The organism is Mesorhizobium sp. M0047 (assembly GCF_040323315.1).
In the GTDB taxonomy this organism is placed as follows: domain Bacteria; phylum Pseudomonadota; class Alphaproteobacteria; order Rhizobiales; family Rhizobiaceae; genus Mesorhizobium.
Window position 1 is genome coordinate 1 of the sequence record NZ_JAMYUW010000001.1, and the last position, 21,910, is coordinate 21,910.

The following is a 21,910-nucleotide window of genomic DNA, read 5'->3' on the forward strand; positions in this document are numbered from 1 at the left end:
TCCCGCTCAGCCACAAACGACTCAAGGCACGATGGGCCGATCAAAACCTGCTTAGCCTCTTTACTCATATGCGATAGCCCTGCCCCTTGTGGGGAGGGTCGCTGCGAAGCAGCGGGGTGGGGGAGCGGCGATGGCGCCCGTACCCTCCACCCGGACCTACGGTCCGACCTCCCCACAAGGGGGAGGTAGAAGAAAGAAGATCAGGCCGCGGCTTCCTGCTGTTGCTGCACACTGCGGCTGAGGCGGCGAACCTCCTCGTCGTTGAGCAGGCCGCCGGCGCGCAGCAGGCTGGCAAAGCGGCCATTGCGCAGCGACAGCTCGGTGAAGCCGCCCATCTCGATCACCCTGCCCTTATCCATGAACACGACCAGATCGGCGTCGCGAACGGTGGTCAGGCGGTGGGCGATGATGAAGGTGGTGCGGTCGCGCCGCAACTCGTCGATCGCTTCCTTGACGCGATCCTCGGTCTCGACGTCGAGCGCGCTGGTCGCCTCGTCGAGCACCAGGATCGGTGCGTCCTTCAGCACGGCGCGGGCAATGGCGATGCGCTGGCGTTCGCCGCCCGATAGCTGGCCGCCACGTTCGCCGACCAGCGTGTCGTAGCCATTGCTCTTCGACAGGATGAAGTCCTGCGCGGCAGCCGCATTGGCGGCGGCATGGATCTCGTCATTGCTCGCATCGGCACGGCCGACGCGGATGTTGTCCTCGATCGAGCGGTTGAGCAGGCCCGCATCCTGGAACACGGTGGCGATCGAATGGCGCAGCGACTTGCGGGTCACGGTGCGGGTGTCGATGCCGTCGATCAGGATACGGCCTTGCGATGGCGAGAAGACGCGCTGCAGCAAGTTGATGAGCGTCGTCTTGCCGGCGCCCGTCGGGCCGACAATGGCGACGGTCTGGCCAGCCTGGACCTCGAAGGACACGTCGTCGATGCCATGGCCAGAATTGGCGAATTCGAAACCGACATTCTCGAAGCGGACATGACCGGTGACGTTGGCGAGATCGCGCAAGCCGTCCGGCTCGGCGGCGTCGGCCGCGGAGTCCTCGAGATGGTAGAAGTCCTCGAGCTTGGCACGGGCCTCCGAAATCTGGTTCGCGAACGCCGACATCTGGTCGAGCCTGGCGATCAGCAGCGTGGCAAAGCCGGTGAAGGCGATGACGTCGCCGATGCGCAGCTGACCGTGGGTGACCAGATAGGCGCCGATCAACAGTACGACCATCATCGAGATCGTCGAGGACAGGCGATGCAGCGCATTGGCCATCGCCCACCAGTCGAGCACCGGGTTCTGGGCGTCGAGCAGGTTCTTGACATAGAGGCGCAGCGTATCGGCCTCGTGGCCGAGACGATTGTAGCTCTGCAACACGGCAACATTGCTGACCGAGTCGGTCACGTGCGCGAACACCTTATGGTAGTGGCGCTCCACGGCGGCCTGACCCGCCTTGGTGCGCTTCATCACCAGCCGGCCGATACCGACATAGAGCGCACCGAGCGCCAGCAGCACCATAGACATGCGCAGGTCCATGCTGACCGCGGTCGGGATCAGCAGGAACAGCGCAACCACCGTCGACAGGTGCTGACGCATGAATTCGAGCCACAGGCTGAACAGCGTCTCGACCGCGCGCAGCAGGGTGTGCAGGGCGTTGGAGGTGCCGCGCTGGTGGTGCCAGGCAAGCGGCATGGTGATCACGCGCTCGAACGAGTCGCAAAGCACCTCGCTACGGCGCTTGTGGGCAAAGCGGTCCGCGCCGCGCGCCACCAGCACGAATGCCACGATGTTGAAAGCGCCGAGGCCAGCCCACAGGGCAAGTGTCGTAAACACCGAGCCGCGTTCGGAAATCGCATCGATCACCCGTCCGAACATGATCGGCTCAAGAATGGCGATGATGGCGAGAGCCACATTGGCCGAACAGATCAACGCGACGCGCTTCCTGTCCTGGGCGAGATATCCGAGCGCTCGCCAGTAGATTTGCAGAAGGGTCACCCCAGTTACTCCGCCATGCTGTTTATTGTGCACTGCATCATTTGACTCGTATCGGTTGATACGTCGCAAAACAATGGCCGTGTACCTCTTCAGTTCCCTCAGAGCGAACAAAAGATGGCGACGTTCCGAAATCTGCCGTGATCACCTAACGGTTTGAGAAGACAGGTAAAATGTCAGGCATACGGCGAAATCATGGCAGTTGGCACACGCTGCCACAATTTTAATCAGCGGCAATGTCGGGCGCATGACCAAGGCCGAAATCTCCTTCTGCGCAGTATAGGCCAAAGCCAAGTGCGCTTGCGCCCCGCCTAGCGACGGGGACTACGTCTCGTCGATCGAGGCGACCGTTACGGCGCACCCCAAGCCTTTGATTTCATGTGCTTCTCAGAGGCATCGCCTTCAGCCGGGCCGACGGCAACGCCGGACGGCATGGCGCCGCGCATCTCGTCATGGCCCAAAAACCGAGCCCCCGGGGCTAGGTCCGGGAGCACGCTTTTGGGGCAACATGCATCAGGCCGGGATCCTGACGATGACGTCGGTAACTTCGCCAGCCCTCAGTTCGAGCGCCGAAGCCTTGGTCTTTGCCCCGTTCACCTCCAGCGTCACGGCCTTGGCCTTATTGTCGCGGATGACGCGAACCTTGAGTTCCGCCCCCAGCATCTTGAGGGTTGCCGAATAGCCGTCCCAGTGAGTGGGTAGTTTCGGCTTGAACTGGACACGCTTGCCGCGCCGTTCGATGCCGAGGATGCCTTCTACCGCCGCCCTGTAGAGCCAGCCGGCGGAGCCGGTGTACCAGGTCCAGCCGCCACGGCCGCCCTTGTTGTTGCCGGCATTGCCGTCCCCGGCATAGATATCGGCCGCCACGACATAAGGTTCGACGCGATAGTGCTCGGCCGAGGCCTCGTCGATCGCATGATTGACGGGGTTCAGCATCGAGAAACAGCGATAGGCCTCGTCGGTCCGCCCCATCTCGGCAAGCGCGATGACGAACCATGTGGCGGCGTGGGTGTACTGGCCGCCATTCTCGCGCACACCGGGCGGATAGCTCTTGATATACCCTGGGTCTTTATCCGTCTTCGAGAAGGGCGGCGTGAACAGCTTGACGATCTTGAGCTTGTCGTCGACGAGCAGCTTGGTCGCCTGCTCCATCGCCGTCGTCGACCGCGCCGGATCGCCCTCTCCCGAAAGCACGCTCCAGGACTGGGCGATCGAGTCGATCTTGCATTCCTGCGATGTTCGCGACCCCAGCGGGCTGCCATCGTCGAAGCTGCCGCGCCGATACCACTCGCCGTCCCATGCCGTGCTTTCAAGCGCCCGCTTCAGCACGTCGGCATGTTTCGCCCAGGCCTGTGCACGCTTGGCATCGCCCTCGACCTTGGCAACGGGAGCGAAGTCACCCAGAGTTTTCAACAGGAACCAGCCGAGCCATACGCTCTCGCCCTTGCCGTGCCCGCCGACGCGGTTCATGCCGTCGTTCCAGTCGCCGCCGAGGATCAGCGGCAGGCCCGCAGGGCTGCTGCGCTTGATGGCGAGATCGAGCGCGCGCGCGCAATGGTCGTAGAGCGACGCCGTCTTCTTCGAGATTTCCGGAGTGAAGAAGGCATCGTGCTCATCATCGCCCAGCGCCTGCCCGTCGATGAAGGGCAATTGCTCCTTCAGTATGGTGACATCACCGGTGACCAACAGGTAGCGCGCCGTGGCGTGAGCCAGCCAGACCACGTCGTCGGAGATCAGGGTGCGCACGCCGGCACCGGTGCGCGGCAGCCACCAGTGCTGCACGTCGCCTTCGGGGAATTGCCGCCGTGCCGCGTTGAGTATCTGGTCGCGCGCCAGTTGCGGATCATGCGCCAGCAACGCAAGCGTATCCTGCAACTGGTCGCGGAAGCCGAACGCACCACTGGCCTGATAGAAGGCGGAGCGGGCACGGATGCGACAGGTCAGGCTTTGATAGGGCAGCCAGTGATTGACCATGGCGTCGAGCGCCTTGTCCGGCGTCTCGACCTGGATGGTGTCGAGGAAACCACGCCACTCGCGCTCATTGTCGGCCAGACGCTGGTCGAAATCCTTGGCTCGGTGCTTCCGCACCAAGGCACTCGCCTCCTCGGCGGATTCGGCGTCACCGAGCAGCCAGAGCAGCGTCACGTCGCCGCCGGCCGGAATCTCAATGTCGCGGGCGATCGCCGCGCACGGATCGTCGCCGGCCTCGACACGGTCCGACAGTCCAGCACCGCTTAGCACCGCCTGCGGAAGCTCGCTGGAGCCATGCCGGCCGAGGAACTCCGAGCGGTCGGATGTCACCGAATGGACGCCGCCATCAGCGGCGAGGAAGGCCACCCGCTCGCCGAAATCGAGACCATAGGGATTTTGCGCCAGCAACGCGCCGCTGGCAGCGTCCCGCGCCGGAACGATGGTTGCCGCCGTGCGCGACCGATGCCCGCCGAGCACCCATTCGGCATAGGCATACACACGCAGCCGTGCCGGCACCGAACCGGCATTCTGGATACGCAGCCGCGAAATTTTCACCGGATCGACCGGATCGACGACATGGGTAAGATCCATCGACAACGGCCCGCGCCTCGAACGGAAGGTCGAGAAACCCTGGCCATGCCAGGCCTCGTACGTCATCGAGGGATCGCGCACCATGGCGGCGAGCGGCGAGAACGCCTTGCCGCTGGCCTGATCGTAGATGTAGAGGCCCTCGCCCGGCCGGTTCGAAACCGGATCATTCGACCATGGCGTCAACTGGTAGTCGCGGCTGTTTCGGCTCCAGGTGAATGCAGCACCCTCGGCCGAGGTATGGAAGCCGAACGAGGCGTTGGAGACGACGTTGATCCACGGCTGCGGCGTCGTTCGCCGGCCGGCCAGGCGCACGACATAGTGCCGCCCGTCGCCATCGAAACCGCCAAACCCGTTCCACTGGCTGAGCCCACTTCCATCGGCGCTGACATTGGCCACCGCCTGCGAGGCGAATGCATGCGTCGTGGGCGTCGGCGATGGCAGGTCACGCGGAACCGGAAATGCTGTCGGCAGCAGGGCGTCGCGCGCCTGCAAGGCGGCTGCTTCAGCCCGCTCAATCTGGTCGAAGATGGTGCCGTTGCGCGTGTGCAGGACGACGCGGGCCACGGCGAGCAGCGTCTTGTAGGTCGTGTCGTCCATAAGATCGCGGCGCACCGCGAAAATGTGCTGGCGAGGTCCGAGCTCCTTGCCGCGCAAACGGCTGTTTTCGCATAGCGTCTCGACCGCCCGTTGCAGGTCCTGGACATAGGAGGACGCCTGCTCGTTGACGACGACGAAGTCGATCATCATGCCACGGCTGCGCATATATTCCTGGAAACGCAACGCCTGGGCGACGATTTCCAGATCGGCCACGTCACCGATCCTGACCAGGAAGATCGGGAAATCGCCGGAAATGCTGGTCGGCCACAGGCTCGACTGCTTGCCCAGCCCCGTGGAAATGGACTCGGCGGGGAGACGCAGGAACGGATCCGGATAGATCAGGTAGCGCGCCAGCTTCTGCACATTGGCGGCATCGGTCAGGCTGAGGCCCATATGACGCGTCTGGACCTGGCTGCGCGTCCAGGCGAGCATGGCCTGGCGGGCAAAACTCTCGGGATGATCGAGCCGGGCGATAGCCTCGTCCAGTTCGGCACGGCCGGCGCCGACCACGGTCCAGAAAGTCAACGATATCTTCTTGTTGGCCGGCACCCGCACTTGCCGGCGCAGCGAGGCGACGGGATCGAGCGTGAAGCCTGAATGGCCGCCGAGCCTGGCGCCCGGATCGAACGCGGCTGCGTCGACAATGGTACGGCCACGGCCGATGAAGGCGCGCCTGTCGGTCTCGGCCTCGGCATCGCGCGCCGACCCTGACGGATCGGTGACGAAATGCACCATGGCGATATCGGGCTCGCTGGTCTCGCGCTTGCGCCGTGTGGCGAAGATCGCCGCGTTATTCGCAGAGATTTCGGTTTCCACGAACATCTTCGAGAAGGCCGGATGCGCGTTGTCGGACGCTTCCAGACCGAGCACCAGTTCGGCAAAAGAGGTCACTTCAATGTGACGGTCGGATGGGCCATCATTGTAGAGCGTAACCCGACGCCCCTCGCCGTTGCCTTCCGAAACGACGATGCATTCGACCTCGGAGCGCAACGTCCCCACCGATTTGACGAAGCTCGCCTTGTCGTCGGAGAACAAGGTCTGCGCCGTTTCCTCGACCGCACGCTTCGGCTCCGACGTCGCCGACCACCAGTCGCCGGTATCGGCGTCTCGCAGGAAGATGTAGGAGCCAAGCCGGTCCTCGGTCGGGTCCGGCTGCCAGCGGGTGACGGCGAGATCGCCCCAGCGGCTGTAGCCCGAGCCGGTCGCCGTGACCATCACCGAATAACGACCGTTCGACATGACGCTGGTCGAGCGCAGCGATTGCAGCGGGTTGAGCACGATGCGGGTGTCAGGGCTCTCGATCTCGGTCTCGTCCTTGGAGCGTTCGTCGGCCTCGGTCCTGACGGTCGCGGTCGGAATGTCGCGGGGCGCCCTCTCCTGCAGCAGCAATTCGGCCGATTCGATGACCGGATCGCTGTGGAAGCGGTCGCGCATGCGACCTTCGAAGATGGCGTCGGCGACCGCCACGATCGACATGCCCGAATGGTGCGCCATGTAGTTTTGCACGACGACATGGTCGGTGCCTTCGGGCACGCGCTGCGGCGTGAAGTCGACGGCATCATAGTAGCCGTGGCGGCCTAGTGCGCCGACTTCCCTGAGCCGGGCGAGATTGTGCACCGCCTCACGCGGGTTGAACTGTGCCGCCAATATGGTGGCGTAAGGTGCGATTACCGTGTTCTGGCCAAGGCCGCGCTTCAGCCCAAGGCCGGGCACGCCGAAATTGGTGTACTGGTAGGTCAGTTCACGGTCGCGGGCATTGTAGGCCGCTTCCGAAATGCCCCACGGTACGTTCTTCTGGCGGCCATACTGGATCTGGCGCTTGATGATCAGCTTGCTGGTCTGGTTGAGGATCGAGCCGTGCGGCTCCTTCATGACCAGTGGCGGCATCAGATATTCGAACATCGAGCCGGACCACGACATCAGTGCGCCCTGGAACCCGATCTCGACGATCGGTCGGCCAAGCCGGAACCAGTGCTCGGTCGGCAGGTCGCCCTTGGCGATGGCGAACAGGCTGGTCAGCCGCGCCTCGGAAGCCAGAAGATCGTAGCAGCTTTCGTCGAGCTGGTGTTCCTCGACCCGGTAGCCGATCGACAGCAATTTGCGCTCCGGCCGCATCAGGAAGGAGAAATCCATCTCGAAGGCGAAGCGGCGCGTGCGCTCGCGCAGGGTGATCAGCTTGGCACGCAACGCCTCGACGGCATTGTCGTCGCTGTGCGCGTCATGGACGTGCGCTTCGCAGGTGGCCTCCAGCCTTGCCGCCCAGTCGACGATGACGTCGCTCTGGGGGGACGCCGCCTCGGTGTGGATAGCTGTGGCAAGCTTGCGGATCTCGCCGGCAAGCACAGCCAGGTTGATGGTGCGGATCGACGCCATCTCCGGCTGCGCCTTGATGGTGTCGACCGCGCGCCGCATGCCGTCGAGACGGTCGGCGAGGCGCTGGCGCAGGGGGCGCAGCTGGCGACGGTCATCGGGCAACTCATCAAGGCTTTCGCTGAGAACGGTGACCGTGTCGAGAATGCCTTCGAAATCACCCTGGAGATGGACGGAGGGTGCCTCCGCCCATTCGGCGCAGGCTGCCGCCACAGCCACCAGATGGCCGGCAAGATTGCCGCTGTCGACGGCCGAGATGTAGAGCGGGTAGAGCGGCTTCAGTGTCGTCGTGTCGTACCAGTTGAAGAGGTGGCCGCGGTCGCGCGGCATACCCTCGATCGTCGACATGGTGGCGTCGATGCGGGTGATGGCATCGGACAGGCTGATCCAGCCGAAATCGCGGGCCGATACGACGGACAGCAGGTAGACGCCGATATTGGTCGGCGAGGTACGTGGTGCGACGACCGGCGCCGGGCTTTCCTGGAAATTGTCGGGCGGCAGATGGTGGTGCTCTGACGTCACGAAGCTTTCGAAATAGTGCCATGTGCGCCGTGCCACCGTGCGCAACGCATGGATGTCAGCTTGCGATATGCGCAAGCGATCCTCGGTTTCGGCCGAACGGCTGATCCAACTGGCGATGGCGGGCGAGCCAATCCAGAACAGCGCGAAGAAGAAGGCGACGAAGGCACCGGTGGAATCGGCCAGCACCGGAATGGCAAGGCCGACGAAGCCGATGATCACGGCGCCATACATCATGCCGTAATAGGAACCGACACTATTGTCGCCGCTCTTATGCGCCTGCGAGGCAGTGCGCCATTCCAAAAGATTCTGGCGGCTGACGAACAGCCGGTACAGCGTGCGGACGATGGCGTCGCCCATCATCCAGGCGTTGTGCGCCATCAGCACGATCTTCAGCGCCACCATGGCGGTGCCGAAGGCAACGTCGCGTGCCAGCGCCGAGAAATGGCCGCGCGGCGTCTGGTCGCCGCTCTTGGGCAGGATGGCGTTGACGATGTTGAATGTCGGCGCCATGAACAGGCTGAGGATCAGCAAGGCCTGCCATTGCGCCGCCTGCGTGAAGGGCAGCAGCGTCCAGCCGCCGATCGCCGCCATCACCCAGAAGATTGGTGTCAACGAGCGGCGCAGATTGTCGATCATCTTCCAGCGCGACAGAGCCGGCACGCCGGAGCGCGGATCGAGCATGAAGCCGAGGAGCTGCCAGTCGCCGCGTGCCCAGCGATGGTGGCGCGAGGCATCGACCGAGTAGCGCGTCGGATAGTCTTCGACCAGTTCGACGTCGGTGACCAGCGCCGCGCGAGCCAGCGCGCCCTCCAGCAGATCGTGGCTAAGGATGGTGTTTTCCTCGATACGGCCCTGCAGCGCCGCCTCGAAGGCGTCGACATGATAGAGGCCCTTTCCAGTGAAAGATCCGTCGCCGAAGACGTCCTGATAGAGATCGGACACGGCAAAGACATAGGGGTCGAGGCCGCGATTGGCCGAAAAGACCCGCTGGAAAAACGATGCATCGTCGCCGCTGGTCAGCGACGCGGTGATGCGCGGCTGCAGGATCGCATAGCCAGCCGTGACGACGCGCTTGCTGGCATCGAAATGCGGGCGGTTGAGCGGGTGGCAAAGCTTGCCGACCATGGTCGCGACCGCGTCTCGAGTGGTGCGCGTGTCGGCATCGAGCGTCATCACATGGACGACGTTCTCCGGTAACGGCACATCGAGCGGCAGGAAGGTGGTGTCGCTGTCACCGCGCAGCAGAAGGTCGAGCTCGTGCAGCTTGCCGCGCTTGCGCTCCCAGCCCATCCAGGACCCTTGAGCCGCATTGAAGAGCCTGCGCCGGTGCAGGATGTAGAAACGCGGCGCACCTTCGGAGGGATAGCGGTCGTTGAGACGGGCGATCTCGGCGCGGGCGAATTCGAGGATTTCAGTATCCGCCGCATCGATCTCGGTCTTGCTGTCGGGCCAGTCCGACAGCAGCGCGAAATGGATTTCATCGGCTGTGTTGGCGAGATGATGCACCTCGATGTTGCGGACATTCTCCTCGACGTCGTCGCGTGAACCGATCAGCGACGGCACCACCACCAGCGTGCGCGCCTCGGGCGGCACGCCGTGCCTGTAATCGTAGCCGACGAGGCGCGTCGGTTTGAGGAACAGCGAAACGACAGTGTTGAAGAAGGCGAGCGCGCCCTCGCTGGCCGGCACTGCAAACAGCACCAGCATCAGGGCGATCGACGGCACCGACAGGCCGAGATTGGCGAGTGCATTGCCGGAGAGGACCAGAAGCAGGGCCGTCAGCGCAAACACCGGCACGACGATGCCAAGCCATCCGGTCTTGCGGAAGGCTCGTTTGAACGTCTGGCTGACGGTAGGCCGATAGCCGATCGCTTTCTCCAGCTCCAGCCGGCGTGGGCCGACGAGAAAGAAACCCACATCGGTGTGGGCGGATGGCGTTGATACGGCATCGCCGACATCATCGCGCAACATGGTCTCGCCGGCGGCGTGGCCGGCCAGTTCGATGGCTTTGTCGGCGACACGATATTCGGAGAGGTCCGAGCGACGCGCCAGTTCCTCGATCGCAGTCCGGTACTGGTCACGCGAGAAGAAGTCGAGCGCGGCGAAATCGGTGCGCTCGCGCAGCACGGTATCGATGCGGCTGACGCCTTCGAACCAAACGGTCCAGTCGACGTCGTTGATGAGGCGCAGGCCGCGGATGATGTTACCCGTCGTCACATTGCCGCTGGACAGCGTCTGATGTTCGGAAATGATGATTTCCTCGGCGTCGGAGCCGGCCTTTTCGAGTTCGCCTTCTAGCCATTCCAGGGCCTTGCCGGCGTTCTGCGATCCATCGCGCAGACGGTAGAGCAGCTGGGTGGCAAAGGTGGTGTCCTGCGCATGGGCGCTGAAGTTGGACAGGATTGCCTGCCGGTCGGAACTGTCGTCGATCGCCAGAACCTTGTCCGCCACATCGTTGGCGATCTGGCGCATCTGACGGGTGCGGTTGACCCTGACCGCCAACCGGCGGAGATTCTCGATTAGGACGAAGCGCAACAGGGAAGGCAGCGCCCAGAGTTCGCCGATCTTCAGCGGCTCGACCGATTGAAAACCCTGGACGATAGACTTGAACATCGTCGCCGAGACGGAGCTGTCCGAATGCGCCATATAGGTCCAGGCCAGCGCCAGCGCGCGCGGCACGCTGCCGTTGTCAGGCAGTTTCAGGGTCGGCAGCTGGCGATAGAAGCGGCGCGGCAGATCGCGCTTGACCTGGAAAATGGTCTCTTCGACCAGATAATTGTTGTCGAGCAGCCATTGAGCCGACGGCGTGATCGTCTCGCCCCTCGCCTGCGCCGCATTCGTCGACCGGTAGACTTCCAAAATCTTCTTGGCACTGTCACGGATACGGGCCTGAAAATCGAAAGGCGTCAGGCCGAACAAATCCGTGAGGTCGCCGTTTGCCAGCCTTTCACCGAGCAGCCGAAGGCGCTCCTCAGGCAGGTAATTGGAGCGGATCGGCTCTTCGGTGATGGCCGGGAAGCTCGCGCTTGTCTTCTCGATTTGGGCAGGGGTCGTCTGAATATTCATTGAAAATTCCGTAAGCGGGGCAGTCCAGCGGCGTCACCGCCACGGCAATGGCCCTAAAACCGATTCAATTGCAATTGGTTGCATAAGCCCCATTTGCCGAAAGTTTGTTTCCGCACCGCGACAGGGCGTCATCTCTCAGCGAAAAACAACGACGAGCGCCCCTCTCCCCGTCGGGACCGATCGACGGAAGGATTGGGGCTTTTTCGTGATGCCCGCCTTCAGCTTACGCTATAATTCGTCGGCATCGCGATCATGTTTGGAAACAAGCGTTAACCATTGCCGGAAATGCCGCCGATCCGGATCACGAACAGCGTTGCGGCATGGGCTGGCTGGACAAGCAGGCTGGCGCTGTCCGAACCGGCTACCAAGGTGTCCAGCGCTCCGAGGCGAACCGGTTCGGCGCCGGGCACAGTGACTTCGCCGTTCAAGCACAAGATGAGGGTCGTACCGGCTTCAGTCCGGATTTCCGCGGGTGTCGAAATCGACAGGCGTTCGACCGAATGCCTCATCCGGCTTCGGCGGGTCATGACATTGAGATCGGTGGTCGGCCCGCCGATCAGCGCGGCCGAGGTCTGCACGTCGGCCGGGAAGGAAAACAGAGCGGTCGCCCTGTTTATGGATGTCGGCGGGTAGCCGGCAATCTCGAGGATGATGCCCTCGCCTTCGAGCACGGCAAGGGTGCGATCGATGCCGGCAAACTGCGAGAACGGGCCGCTCGATTCGACGCGCGCCATCGAGACGCGCCAGTCGAAGTCGTCGAGGCCGGCCCCAGTGGGGGAGACGGCGATTTCGGTCGTCACGCCACCGCCGTTCTTCCACGGCATCGACCGGTATTCGGCTGCCCGCAGAATGCGCATCGGTTCAGGCAATCAGCCGAGAATGCCGGGCAGGTTGAGCTGATGCTCCCTGGCGCATTCGATGGCGATGTCGTAGCCGGCATCGGCGTGGCGCATCACGCCGGTCGCCGGGTCGTTCCACAATACCCGTTCCAGTCGTTTGGCCGCTTCGCGCGTGCCGTCGGCGACGATGACCATGCCGGCGTGCTGCGAGAAGCCCATGCCGACGCCGCCGCCATGGTGCAGCGACACCCAGGTGGCGCCCGACGCCGTGTTGAGCAATGCGTTGAGCAGCGGCCAGTCGGACACGGCATCCGAGCCGTCCTTCATCGACTCCGTTTCGCGGTTCGGCGAGGCGACCGAGCCGGAATCGAGGTGATCGCGGCCGATGACGACCGGCGCCGTCAGCTCGCCCTTGGCCACCATCTCGTTGAAAGCGAGGCCGAGCCGATGCCGGTCCCCGAGACCAACCCAGCAGATACGTGCCGGCAACCCTTGAAAGGCGATGCGCTCACGCGCCATATCGAGCCAGTTGTGCAGATGGGTATTGCCGGGCGTCAGTTCGCGCACCTTGGCGTCGGTCTTGTAGATATCCTCCGGATCACCCGACAGGGCCGCCCAACGGAACGGGCCGATGCCTCGGCAGAACAGCGGGCGGATATAGGCCGGCACGAAACCGGGGAAGGCGAAGGCGTTCTCGAAGCCTTCTTCCTTGGCCACCTGGCGAATGTTGTTGCCATAGTCGAGCGTCGGTACACCGGCGTTCCAGAAAGCCACCATCGCCTCGACATGTTCGCGCATCGAAGCGCGGGCCGCCTTCTCGACCGCCTTGGGGTCGCTGACGCGCTTCTCGCGCCATTCGGCCATCGTCCAGCCCTTCGGCAGATAGCCATTGATAGGGTCGTGAGCCGAAGTCTGGTCGGTGACCATATCGGGGCGAATGCCGCGCCTGAATATTTCGGGGACGATCTCAGCGGCATTGCCCAGCAGGCCTACCGACTTCGCCTCGCCGGCCTTGGTCCAGCGCTCGATCATCTCCATCGCTTCATCGAGGGTCTCGGCCTTCTCGTCGACATAGCGGGTGCGCAGGCGGAAATCGATCGAGTCCGGATTGCATTCGATCGCCAGGCAGCAGGCGCCGGCCATGACAGCGGCGAGCGGCTGGGCGCCGCCCATCCCGCCGAGGCCGGCAGTCAAGATCCATTTTCCCTTCAGATTGCCGCCATAGTGCTGGCGACCGGCTTCGACGAAGGTCTCGTAAGTGCCCTGCACGATGCCTTGCGTGCCGATGTAGATCCACGAACCGGCCGTCATCTGGCCGTACATCATCAGGCCCTTCTTATCGAGCTCGTTGAACTTTTCCCAAGTCGCCCAATGCGGCACGAGGTTGGAGTTGGCGATCAGCACGCGCGGGGCGTCCGGATGGGTGCGGAACACACCGACTGGCTTGCCCGACTGCACCAGCAAAGTCTCGTCATCGGCCAGCGTCCTCAACGACGCGACGATGCGGTCAAAATCGTTCCAGGTGCGCGCCGCGCGGCCGATGCCGCCATAGACGACCAGTTCGTTGGGATTTTCGGCGACGTCCGGATCGAGATTGTTCATCAGCATGCGCAGCGGTGCTTCCGTCAACCAGGAGCGGGCACTGATTTCCGTGCCACGCGGGCTGCGGACTTCGCGGATGTTGTGGCGAGGATTGTTCATGGCGTCACTCCAAAAAGGATCGAATTTCAGACGCGCGCCCAGGATGTCGCGGCCTCGAGGATTTTCCGCAGCGTGGCGCGGATCGGTGCTGCGAACTCGGCATCGTAAGGCACCGGCCAATTGTCCGGCATACCCTTGCCGTCGGGCTCGCGCATATAGCCGCGATTGGAGAGCTCCATCTGCAGCGCATGCACGCCCTGGTGCGGCTGGCCGAAATGGCGTGTGATCCAGCCGCCCTTGAAGCGGCCATTGACGACATAAGCTTCGCCGGTTTCGGCCATGATCTGGCCGATCATCGCCTGCAAGGCCGGATCGGCGCTCGTGCCGTCATTGGTGCCGAGATTGAACACCGGCAGTATCCCTTCGAACAGGCGCGGCAGCACCGAGCGGATCGAGTGGCAGTCATAGACGACGATCTTTTCGTGCAGGCCTCGCAGCCGGTCGATCTCGGCCTGCAGGGCGGCATGGTAGGGCGCGAAGAATTTTTCACGGCGCTCGTCGATCTCCGACGGCCCCGGTTCTTCGCCGGCCCTATACAGCGGATCGCCGTCGAAAGTCTCGGTCGGGCACAGGCCAGTCGTCGCCTGACCGGGATAGAGCGAGGCGCCGGACGGATCACGGTTGACGTCGATGACGGTGCGCGAGATAGCCGTGTGCACGACGGTCGCCCCAAGGTCGGTGGCGAAATCGTAAAGCTTGTCGATCCACCAGTCACAATCGCGACGGCCAAGCCAGGGCGACACCAGCCGGTTCTCGAGGCCGGCGAGGTCGATGCCGGTGTGCGGGATCGAGACCACCAACGGGGCCGTGCCGCGCGTTATCGTGAGCCAGGGCGCGCTTGCCATCATGCCGCTCCAGAAATCGACGGCAGCGCTACCGTGCCGGCTGCCCTGATGGTCGCGCCGCTGCGCACCATGGCGATGGCCTTTTCCATGTCGGGGTGGAAATGCCGGTCATTGTCGAGATGCGGCACCTCCCCCCGGACCAGCTTGCGCACGGCTTCAAGTGCCGCGCTCGACGCCAGCGGGGCATGGAAGTCGCAGCCTTGTGCCGCGGCCAGCAATTCGATGCCGATGACCGCGGTGGCGTTCTCGACCATGCCGATCAGCCGGCGCGCGCCATGCGCGGCCATCGAAACGTGGTCTTCCTGGTTGGCCGAAGTGGGTATCGAATCGACGCTGGCCGGATAGGCCTTCTGCTTGTTCTCGGAAACCAGGGCTGCCGCCGTCACCTGCGGGATCATGAAGCCGGAGTTCAAGCCGGGCTTCGGCGTCAGGAACGCCGGCATGCCCGACAATGCCGGGTCGACCAGCATGGCGATGCGGCGTTCCGACAGTGAACCGATCTCGCAGACCGCGAGCGCGATCATGTCGGCGGCGAAGGCCACCGGCTCGGCGTGGAAATTGCCGCCCGAAAGCGCGGTGTCGTCCTCGGCGAAGATCAGCGGATTGTCGGTGACGCCATTGGCCTCGGTGCCCAGCGTGTCGGCGGCCTGGCGCAGGACGGTGAGCGCCGCGCCCATGACCTGCGGCTGGCAGCGCAGGCAATACGGATCCTGCACGCGCTCGTCGCCAACCCGGTGCGATTCGCGGATGGCGCTGCCGGCCATCAAATTGCGCAGCGCGTCCGCCGTCTCGATCTGGCCGCGATGCTGTCTCAGCGCATGGATGCGCGGGTCGAAGGGGGCGTCCGAGCCTTTTGCGGCATCGGTCGATAGCGCACCAGCGACCAGTGCAGACTGATAGAGCACTTCGGCCTCGAACAGGGCGGCCAGCGCATAGGCGGTCGAAAACTGCGTGCCGTTGAGCAGCGCCAGGCCTTCCTTGGCGCCCAAGGTCACGGGCTCCAGCCCGTGCGAGACGAAGGCCACCTTGGCCGGGAAACGGCCGTGCGGGGTGAAGCATTCGCCGACGCCGATCATCACCGCCGTCATGTGCGACAGCGGGGCAAGGTCGCCGGAGGCGCCGACAGACCCTTGCGCCGGCACCACCGGGATGACGTCGTTCGCCAGCATGCCTTCGAGCAATTCGATGGTCTGCGGCCTCACGCCGGACGCACCTTGCGCCAGGCTGGCGAGCTTCAGCGCCAACATCAGCCGGCAAACGGCTGATGGCATCGGCTCGCCGACGCCGGCGGCGTGCGACAGCACGATGTTGCGCTGCAAGGTCTCGAGATCCTCAGCCGGGATGCGGACACTTGCCAGCTTGCCGAAGCCGGTGTTGATGCCATAGACCGGCTCGCCCTTGGCAACGATCCTGGCGACGGCTTCGGCGCTCGCCTTGATTTTCGGCCGGCAGGCATGGTCCAGCTTGGGCATGGCGCCGCGGTAGATGGCGCGCCAGTCGGCCAGCGTCGCGTTGCCGGGCTTCAGGGTTAGTTCGGGCATTGTCCTCTCCAGATGCGGGCATGCAGCGGATTGAAGCCCATGCGGTAGACGAGTTCGGCGGGGCGCTCGATGTTCCAGATCGCCAGATCGGCGGATTTTCCGGCTTCGAGCGTGCCGGTTTCACCCAGCCTGCCAAGCGCCCGGGCGGCCTCGCGGGTGACGCCGGCAAGGCATTCGTCGATCGTCAGGCCAAACAAGGTCGCCGCCATGTTCATGGTCAGAAGCAGCGAGGTCAGCGGCGAGGTGCCGGGATTGTTGTCGGTGGCGACAGCCATCTTGACGCCTTGCTGGCGAAACAGGCCGATCGGCGGCTTCTTGGTTTCGCGAATGAAGTAGTAGGCGCCGGGCAGGATCGTCGCCACGGTTCCCGCTCTGGCCATCGCCGCTGCACCCGCCTCATCGGTGTATTCGAGATGATCGGCCGACAGTGCGCCATAGCGGGCGGCGAGTTCGGCGCCGTGCAGGTTGGACAGTTGGTCGGCATGGAGCTTGACCGGCAGGCCGGCAGCCTTGGCCGCCTCGAAGACGCGCGCCATCTGGTCCGGCGAAAAGGCAATGCCCTCGCAAAAGCCGTCGACGGCATCGGCCAGCCCCTCGGCGGCAATCGCAGGGAGAATTTCTTTGGCGACCAGATCGATAAAACTGTCCTTGTCACCCTCGGCTTCCGGCGGCAGGGCATGGGCGCCGAGGAAAGTTGTGCGGATCGTCACCGGACGCACGTTGCCCAACTGCCGCGCAGCACGCAGCGATTTTTTCTCATTTTCCAGATCAAGCCCATAGCCCGACTTGATCTCAACCGTGGTCACACCCTCGGCGATCAGCGCATCGAGGCGGGGTAGCGATTGCGCGACCAACTCGCGCTCACTGGCGGCGCGCAGCGACTTGACCGAGGAGACAATGCCGCCGCCGGCCCTGGCGACCTCTTCATAAGTTGCGCCGGCCAGCCGCATCTCGAACTCGTTGGCGCGGTTGCCGGCATGAACCAAATGGGTGTGGCAGTCGATCAGGCCGGGCGTGATCCAGCGGCCCTCGCAATCGATCGTCTCGGAACGCTTGGCAAATGCCGCCGGGATCTCCGATTCGGGACCGGCAAAGACTATGCGGCCGTCACGTGCAGCGATCGCGCCCCGTTCGACGATGCCCAGTCCGGCCGCATTTTCGGCCAACGTCGCCAAGCGTGCATTGCGCCAGATGCGAGCCGCCCCTGCCCGGCTTTTGCTCTCTGCAACCATCATCTTTTCCATTTCAATCGGTGGCGATTATGTATATACATATTGAAACGCACTGCAAGTGCCATCATCGCACGAGAGACAAAGAACCGGAGAGAAAAGTGACTGATATCTTCGCGGAACAGGCACTCCTTCCCAGTGGCTGGCACGACAATGTGCGGCTCACCTTCGCCAAGGGACGCATCACGGGCGTCGAACCTGGAGCCACAGCGCAGGCCGGCGACGAACGTCACGCCATCCTGCTGCCCGGCATGCCCAACCTGCACAGTCACGCCTTCCAACGCGGCATGGCCGGCCTTGCCGAGCTTCGCGGCCCCTCCGCCGACAGTTTCTGGAGCTGGCGCGAGGTGATGTACCGCTTCGCCCTGGCGATGACGCCCGATCAGGTCGAGGCTGTTGCAGCACAACTCTATGTCGAGATGTTGGAGGCCGGTTTTTCGCGCGTCGGCGAATTTCACTATCTGCATCACGACAGCGACGGAAAACCCTATTCCAACCTCGCCGAGATGGCCGAGCGCATTGCGGCGGCGGCCGGCGAAACGGGTATCGGCCTGACGCTGCTGCCGGTGTTTTATGCGCACTCGTCTTTCGGCGGCGCTGCTCCGAACGAAGGCCAGCGGCGATTCGTTAACGATGTGAGTCGGTTCTCCCGGCTTGTTGAGAAAAGCCGGGAATCCGTTCGCACTTTGAACCAAGCCGTTGTCGGCGTTGCCCCGCACAGTTTGCGCGCGGCGACACCACAGGAATTGGCCGAGGTGGCTGCCATGGCGCCGGACGGGCCGATTCACATCCACGTCGCCGAGCAGGTGAAGGAGGTCGAGGATTGCCTTGCTTGGTCGAGCGCGCGGCCAGTCGAATTTCTGCTTGGCCATGCCGAGGTCGACCAACGCTGGTGCCTGATCCACGCCACGCATATGACCGATGCGGAAACGATCGGCATGGCCAAGAGCGGCGCGATTGCCGGTCTCTGCCCAATCACCGAGGCCAATCTCGGCGACGGCATTTTTGCCGCGCCGCTGTTCAGAGAGCATGGCGGCCGCTTCGGAATCGGCTCCGATTCCAACGTTCTGATCGGGCTGCCCGACGAATTGCGCCAGCTCGAATATTCGCAGCGCCTCGCGCACCGCGCCCGCAACGTGCTGGCGGTCGCCAGCGGTTCGACCGGCCGCGCGCTATTCGACGCCGCACTTGACGGCGGCAGCGTCGCGCTTGGTGCCGGCACCTCAGCGATCGCCGCCGGCGCATCCGCCGATCTCGTCTCGCTCGACGCGGGCAGTCCCTCGCTGGCCGGCAAGACCGGCGACGCAATCCTCGACGCCTGGATCTTCGCCAATGGCAGCAAGGTCGACTGCGTTTGGGTGCATGGCCAAAAACAGGTCAGCGGCGGCCGGCATGCCAGGCGCGAGGCCATCGCCGAGCGGTTTCGCGGCGTGATGACGGCGCTTTCGGCATGAGCATTGTCGAGATTGCGGATGCGGAAGGTGGCATCTCGCTGCACCAGCGCATCCTGTCCGACATCAGCGAACGCATCATGTCCGGTGCCTGGCCACCCGGCCATCGCATTCCGTTCGAGCACGAACTGAGTGCGCAATACAATTGCTCGCGCATGACAGTGAACAAGGCGCTGTCGCAGCTTGCCAAGGCGGGACTGATCGAACGCCGGCGTCGTTCCGGCAGCTTCGTCCGCCGACCGCAGTCGCAGGCTGCGGTACTGGAAATCCATGACATCCGAATCGAGGTCGAGGCGCTTGGCCTGGCCTATCGCTACGAGCGCGTGGCGCGACACAAAAGGCGCAGCAGTGCCGAGGATCGCGCACTGCTGGAGTTGGGCATGGCCGGGCCGGTGCTGGCGCTGGAGTGTGGGCATTTCGCGGGCGAGCGGCCATTCGCGCATGAACAGCGGCTGATCAATCTCACCGCCGTGCCCGAGGCAGCAGACGAGGAATTCGTGGCCATAGCACCGGGACCGTGGCTGATTGGCCGGGTGCCGTGGAGCGAAGCCGAGCACCGCATTCGCGCTGTCGCCGCCGACAGGCATATCGCGGCCGCGCTCGATATCGCAGCCGGCGCGCCGTGCCTCGTGGTCGAGCGTCGGACATGGAGCGCCGATCACCCGGTCACCCATGTGCGCTTTACCTACGCGGCGGAGAGCCACACGCTGGTGGCAAGGTTCACGCCGTCGCAGGGGTGAGGCTGATCTCCCCCCTCGTGGAGGAGATGTCCGGCAGGACAGAGGGGGGCGCCGTAGAGCGCCAACTTCTGTCATGGAACTTGCTGGAAGAGCATCAATCAATCAGACTGAAAGGCTGGCGGGACAGCGCCCCCTCTGCCTTGCCAGGCATCTCCCCACAAGGGGGGAGATTGGCAGCTTCAACGCTTCAGATCGCGGCCGTAATAATGATCTCGACCAGATATTCCGGCCCGGCGAGCTTTGCTTCGCCGGTGGCGCGGGCCGGCGTGTTGCCTTGCGGCACCCACTTGTCCCATTCCGAGTTCATCTCGGCAAAGGTGCTCATGTCGGCCAGCCAGATGATCGCCTGCAGGATCTTGGTCTTGTCCGAGCCGGCCTTGGCCAGCAGTTCATCGATGGCCGCCAGGATATCCTGAGTCTGCGAAGCGACGTTGCCGCCCGGCTTACCGACCTGACCGGCCAGATAGACGGTATCTCGGTGAATGACGATCTGGCTCATGCGCGGGCCAACATCGATGCGACGAATGCTCATTGGATGGTTCCTTCCTGTGGCGGTTGCGCCTCTTTAGAGTTGCGGCCGGCATCGGGCAAGGTCGCCAGGTCGAATCCCCTTGGGCCAAGGGCATATGATATCCACACACGGCAAGTTGACCCGCCAGCCGCAATTCCGCCGGATTGGCTTGTTGACTAATGTAATAACATCACATATCCAGTCGGCCGCTGCCCGCAGCCGGATTTCGCCGCCCCACGGATCGCAGAATGACAAACACATGCCTGACATTCCGCGACCTGACGCTTGGCTACGGCAGCCATCCCGCAATCCATCATCTTGACGGTACCATCCGCAAGGGTTCGCTGACGGCCGTCGTCGGCGCCAACGGCTCCGGCAAATCGACGCTGATGAAAGGCATTGTCGGCGTGTTGAAACCAATGGCCGGCGAGGTCGTCCGCGCGCCTGGCATTCGCGCCGCCTACCTGCCGCAGCAGTCGGAACTCGACCGCTCCTTTCCGGCACGAGTGGTGGATCTGGTCTCGCTTGGCCTGTGGCCACGGCGCGGCCTGCTCGGCCGCTACACCAGGCAAGATCGCGATGATGTTGCCAAAGCACTGATGGCGGTCGGCCTGGGCGGCTTCGAGAAGCGACCGATCGATACGCTGTCGGGCGGCCAGTTGCAGCGCACGCTGTTTGCGCGTGTGCTGTTGCAGGACGCTGAGCTCATCCTGCTCGATGAGCCGTTCAACGCGGTCGATGCCAAGACGGTTGGCGACCTCATCGCACTGATCAAACACTGGCACGGCGAGGAACGCACCATCATGGTGGTCGTCCACGATCTCGATCTGGTGCGGCAGAATTTCCCCGAAACATTGCTTCTCGCCCGCCAACCGATCGCCTGGGGCGAAACCAGGGAAACGCTGAAGCCAGAGAATCTTTTGCGCGCCCGCCGCTTCCACGAAGCCTGGGAAGAGAATGCGCCCTGGTGCGAGCCAGACGAGCATGATCACGGCCATGGGCACGATTACGACCATCATGATCACGACCACCACCACCACGGCGTCGGACCGAGGGCTGCCTGATGGATACGCTCTACAGTCTTTTCATCGCGCCCTTCGCCGATTTTGGCTTCATGCAGCGGGCGCTGATCGGCTCGCTGATGCTATCGCTCGGCGCCTGCCCGGTCGGCGTCTTCCTGATGCTGCGGCGCATGAGCCTGTCGGGCGACGCGATGGCGCATGCCATCCTGCCCGGAGCTGCCGCCGGCTTTCTGCTCTATGGGTTGGAAATTTTGCCGATGACCATCGGCGGCCTGATCGCCGGCATCATCGTCGCGCTCGGCGCAGGTGCTGTATCGCGCTTCACCATCCAGCGCGAAGACGCCTCGATGGCGGCGTTCTATCTGATTTCGCTCGCCATCGGCGTGCTGATGGTGTCGATCCGCGGCTCCAGCGTCGATCTCATGCATGTGCTGTTCGGCACCGTGCTGGCGCTCAACGATGAAGCGCTGACGCTGATCGGCGGCATCGTCGCGGTGACGCTGGTCAGCCTTGCCATCTTCTGGCGGGCATTGGTCGCCGAATGCCTCGACCCGCTGTTTCTGCGCTCGGTCAGCCGGCTCGGCAGCCCGGTGCATTTCATCTTCCTCGGCCTTGTCGTGCTCAACCTCGTCGGCGGCTTCCAGGCACTCGGTACCTTGCTGTCGGTGGGGCTGATGATGCTGCCGGCCGCCGCCGCCCGCTTCTGGACGGTGCGCGTCGAGCCGATGTGCGTGCTGGCGGTGCTGATAGGCTTTGCCTCCTGCGTCGCCGGGCTGCTCCTGTCCTATCACGCGTCGCTGCCATCCGGCCCGGCCATCATCCTGTCGGCAGGCGTCGTTTATTTCGCCTCGATCCTGTTCGGCACGCGCGGCATTCTGCGCGCCCGCATCGTCCATCACCGTCACAGAACGGCCTGATCCCCCGCCCCCTAAAGG

Annotated in this window: 12 protein-coding genes; 4 read left to right on the forward strand and 8 right to left on the reverse strand. The window is 63.9% G+C overall.

Features of this window, described 5'->3' with window-relative positions; translation table 11 throughout:
- Positions 1-200 precede the first annotated feature (200 nt).
- From NKJ89_RS00005 to hutI, 7 genes are all read right to left on the reverse strand, one after another.
- Positions 201-1,982, reverse strand: a complete 1,782-nt coding sequence (locus NKJ89_RS00005) for a glucan ABC transporter ATP-binding protein/ permease (RefSeq protein ID WP_023762195.1) — start codon at positions 1,980-1,982, stop codon at positions 201-203.
- Between the two features lie 510 nt (positions 1,983-2,492).
- Positions 2,493-11,096 carry a glycoside hydrolase family 94 protein gene (locus NKJ89_RS00010; RefSeq protein WP_023762193.1) on the reverse strand — a complete coding sequence of 2,868 codons (8,604 nt, stop codon included), beginning with the start codon at positions 11,094-11,096 and terminating at the stop codon, positions 2,493-2,495.
- 269 nt (positions 11,097-11,365) lie between these two features.
- Positions 11,366-11,953 carry a HutD/Ves family protein gene (locus NKJ89_RS00015; protein WP_352598821.1) on the reverse strand — a complete coding sequence of 196 codons (588 nt, stop codon included), beginning with the start codon at positions 11,951-11,953 and terminating at the stop codon, positions 11,366-11,368.
- A 12-nt stretch (positions 11,954-11,965) separates the two neighbouring features.
- Positions 11,966-13,636 (reverse strand): urocanate hydratase, encoded by a 1,671-nt coding sequence (hutU, locus tag NKJ89_RS00020; protein WP_352598823.1) that lies wholly within the window; start codon positions 13,634-13,636, stop codon positions 11,966-11,968.
- 26 nt (positions 13,637-13,662) lie between these two features.
- Positions 13,663-14,481 (reverse strand): N-formylglutamate deformylase, encoded by an 819-nt coding sequence (gene hutG / locus NKJ89_RS00025; protein ID WP_352598825.1) that lies wholly within the window; start codon positions 14,479-14,481, stop codon positions 13,663-13,665.
- Positions 14,481-16,022 carry a histidine ammonia-lyase gene (hutH, locus tag NKJ89_RS00030; protein WP_352598827.1) on the reverse strand — a complete coding sequence of 514 codons (1,542 nt, stop codon included), beginning with the start codon at positions 16,020-16,022 and terminating at the stop codon, positions 14,481-14,483. The genes hutG and hutH overlap by 1 nt, the downstream gene beginning before the upstream one ends.
- Complete coding sequence (gene hutI, locus NKJ89_RS00035; RefSeq protein ID WP_352598829.1) at positions 16,010-17,254, reverse strand: imidazolonepropionase; 1,245 nt, start codon at positions 17,252-17,254, stop codon at positions 16,010-16,012. Before hutI ends, hutH begins: the two co-directional genes overlap by 13 nt.
- Positions 17,255-17,352: 98 nt before the next feature.
- On the opposite strand from hutI, the gene NKJ89_RS00040 reads away from it, so the two are divergent.
- Positions 17,353-18,705 carry a formimidoylglutamate deiminase gene (locus NKJ89_RS00040; protein WP_352598831.1) on the forward strand — a complete coding sequence of 451 codons (1,353 nt, stop codon included), beginning with the start codon at positions 17,353-17,355 and terminating at the stop codon, positions 18,703-18,705.
- Positions 18,702-19,442, forward strand: a complete 741-nt coding sequence (hutC, locus tag NKJ89_RS00045; protein ID WP_352598833.1) for a histidine utilization transcriptional repressor HutC — start codon at positions 18,702-18,704, stop codon at positions 19,440-19,442. Before NKJ89_RS00040 ends, hutC begins: the two co-directional genes overlap by 4 nt.
- 187 nt (positions 19,443-19,629) lie before the next feature.
- Here hutC and NKJ89_RS00050 read toward each other — a convergent pair whose 3' ends face one another.
- Entirely contained in the window at positions 19,630-19,974 is a 345-nt protein-coding gene (locus tag NKJ89_RS00050) for a RidA family protein (RefSeq protein ID WP_352598835.1), read from the reverse strand.
- A gap of 227 nt (positions 19,975-20,201) precedes the next feature.
- Here NKJ89_RS00050 and aztA point away from each other — a divergent pair, with 227 nt between their 5' ends.
- Together aztA and aztB are read left to right on the forward strand one after the other, a co-directional pair.
- Entirely contained in the window at positions 20,202-21,017 is an 816-nt protein-coding gene (aztA, locus tag NKJ89_RS00055; protein ID WP_352598837.1) for a zinc ABC transporter ATP-binding protein AztA, read from the forward strand.
- Positions 21,017-21,892 carry a zinc ABC transporter permease AztB gene (gene aztB / locus NKJ89_RS00060; protein ID WP_352598840.1) on the forward strand — a complete coding sequence of 292 codons (876 nt, stop codon included), beginning with the start codon at positions 21,017-21,019 and terminating at the stop codon, positions 21,890-21,892. Before aztA ends, aztB begins: the two co-directional genes overlap by 1 nt.
- The last annotated feature ends 18 nt before the right edge of the window (positions 21,893-21,910 follow it).

Bases quoted from the DNA above. Each gene is read 5' to 3' on its own strand.
- NKJ89_RS00010 (WP_023762193.1), bottom strand. From the start codon at position 11,096: ATGAATATTCAGACGACCCCTGCCCAAATCGAGAAGACAAGCGCGAGC.
- NKJ89_RS00015 (WP_352598821.1), bottom strand. From the start codon at position 11,953: ATGCGCATTCTGCGGGCAGCCGAATACCGGTCGATGCCGTGGAAGAAC.
- hutU (WP_352598823.1), bottom strand. From the start codon at position 13,636: ATGAACAATCCTCGCCACAACATCCGCGAAGTCCGCAGCCCGCGTGGC.
- hutG (WP_352598825.1), bottom strand. From the start codon at position 14,481: ATGGCAAGCGCGCCCTGGCTCACGATAACGCGCGGCACGGCCCCGTTG.
- hutH (WP_352598827.1), bottom strand. From the start codon at position 16,022: ATGCCCGAACTAACCCTGAAGCCCGGCAACGCGACGCTGGCCGACTGG.
- hutI (WP_352598829.1), bottom strand. From the start codon at position 17,254: ATGGTTGCAGAGAGCAAAAGCCGGGCAGGGGCGGCTCGCATCTGGCGC.
- hutC (WP_352598833.1), top strand. From the start codon at position 18,702: ATGAGCATTGTCGAGATTGCGGATGCGGAAGGTGGCATCTCGCTGCAC.
- NKJ89_RS00050 (WP_352598835.1), bottom strand. From the start codon at position 19,974: ATGAGCATTCGTCGCATCGATGTTGGCCCGCGCATGAGCCAGATCGTC.
- aztA (WP_352598837.1), top strand. From the start codon at position 20,202: ATGACAAACACATGCCTGACATTCCGCGACCTGACGCTTGGCTACGGC.
- aztB (WP_352598840.1), top strand. From the start codon at position 21,017: ATGGATACGCTCTACAGTCTTTTCATCGCGCCCTTCGCCGATTTTGGC.